General features: G+C 51.0%; 2 tRNA genes and 1 rRNA gene. All 3 read right to left on the reverse strand.

The annotated features are described in order from the left end of the window. The 3 genes from HHA43_RS12965 to HHA43_RS12975 all read right to left on the reverse strand — a co-directional run bounded on the left by HHA43_RS12965 (position 1) and on the right by HHA43_RS12975 (position 1,815). Positions 1 to 76: transfer RNA gene (locus tag HHA43_RS12965), tRNA-Ala, on the reverse strand. Between the two features lie 64 nt (positions 77 to 140). Continuing rightward, positions 141 to 217, reverse strand: a tRNA-Ile gene (locus HHA43_RS12970). Between the two features lie 61 nt (positions 218 to 278). Next, positions 279 to 1,815, reverse strand: a 16S ribosomal RNA gene (locus HHA43_RS12975). Positions 1,816 to 1,880 lie beyond the last annotated feature (65 nt).

A 1,880-nucleotide genomic window follows, 5' to 3' on the forward strand; every position in this document is an offset into this window, starting at 1 on the left:
TGGTGGAGACTAGGAGAGTCGAACTCCTGACCTCCTGCGTGCAAAGCAGGCGCTCTACCAACTAAGCTAAGTCCCCAGCTTATCAATAAGTCAATGTTTCTGATTTCCGTTTACTCTGCAATCTCTTGCGTCGTCAGTAGTGGTGGGTCTGACAAGACTTGAACTTGTGACCCCACGCTTATCAAGCGTGTGCTCTAACCAACTGAGCTACAGACCCTCAGATACATCGTCATGAAGAACAACTTGTTGTGGATTCTTACCAATCGTCAATCTTTCGTTAAGGAGGTGATCCAGCCGCAGGTTCCCCTACGGCTACCTTGTTACGACTTCACCCCAGTCATCGGCCACACCGTGGTAAGCGTCCTCCTTGCGGTTAGACTACCTACTTCTGGTGCAACAAACTCCCATGGTGTGACGGGCGGTGTGTACAAGGCCCGGGAACGTATTCACCGCGGCATTCTGATCCGCGATTACTAGCGATTCCGACTTCACGCAGTCGAGTTGCAGACTGCGATCCGGACTACGATCGGCTTTTTGAGATTAGCATCACATCGCTGTGTAGCAACCCTTTGTACCGACCATTGTAGCACGTGTGTAGCCCTGGCCGTAAGGGCCATGATGACTTGACGTCGTCCCCGCCTTCCTCCAGTTTGTCACTGGCAGTATCCTTAAAGTTCCCATCCGAAATGCTGGCAAGTAAGGAAAAGGGTTGCGCTCGTTGCGGGACTTAACCCAACATCTCACGACACGAGCTGACGACAGCCATGCAGCACCTGTATGTAGATTCCCGAAGGCACCAATCCATCTCTGGAAAGTTTCTACTATGTCAAGGCCAGGTAAGGTTCTTCGCGTTGCATCGAATTAAACCACATGCTCCACCGCTTGTGCGGGCCCCCGTCAATTCATTTGAGTTTTAGTCTTGCGACCGTACTCCCCAGGCGGTCTACTTATCGCGTTAGCTGCGCCACTAAAGGATCAAATCCCCCAACGGCTAGTAGACATCGTTTACGGCATGGACTACCAGGGTATCTAATCCTGTTTGCTCCCCATGCTTTCGCACCTCAGTGTCAGTATTAGGCCAGATGGCTGCCTTCGCCATCGGTATTCCTCCAGATCTCTACGCATTTCACCGCTACACCTGGAATTCTACCATCCTCTCCCATACTCTAGCCAACCAGTATCGAATGCAATTCCCAAGTTAAGCTCGGGGATTTCACATTTGACTTAATTAGCCACCTACGCGCGCTTTACGCCCAGTAAATCCGATTAACGCTCGCACCCTCTGTATTACCGCGGCTGCTGGCACAGAGTTAGCCGGTGCTTATTCTGCGAGTAACGTCCACTCTTCTCAGGTATTAACCAAGAGAGCCTCCTCCTCGCTTAAAGTGCTTTACAACCAAAAGGCCTTCTTCACACACGCGGCATGGCTGGATCAGGGTTCCCCCCATTGTCCAATATTCCCCACTGCTGCCTCCCGTAGGAGTCTGGGCCGTGTCTCAGTCCCAGTGTGGCGGATCATCCTCTCAGACCCGCTACAGATCGTCGCCTTGGTAGGCCTTTACCCCACCAACTAGCTAATCCGACTTAGGCTCATCTATTAGCGCAAGGTCAAATGATCCCCTGCTTTCTCCCGTAGGACGTATGCGGTATTAGCATTCCTTTCGGAATGTTGTCCCCCACTAATAGGCAGATTCCTAAGCATTACTCACCCGTCCGCCGCTAGGTCAGTTACCGAAGCAACCTTCCCCGCTCGACTTGCATGTGTTAAGCCTGCCGCCAGCGTTCAATCTGAGCCATGATCAAACTCTTCAGTTAAAATCATTTTGAAGTTTTAATCTAAACTTCCAAATCTGGCTCATCAATTTTCTGACTTAAATTTC

The organism is Acinetobacter sp. A2, assembly GCF_012371325.1.
Lineage (GTDB): Bacteria > Pseudomonadota > Gammaproteobacteria > Pseudomonadales > Moraxellaceae > Acinetobacter.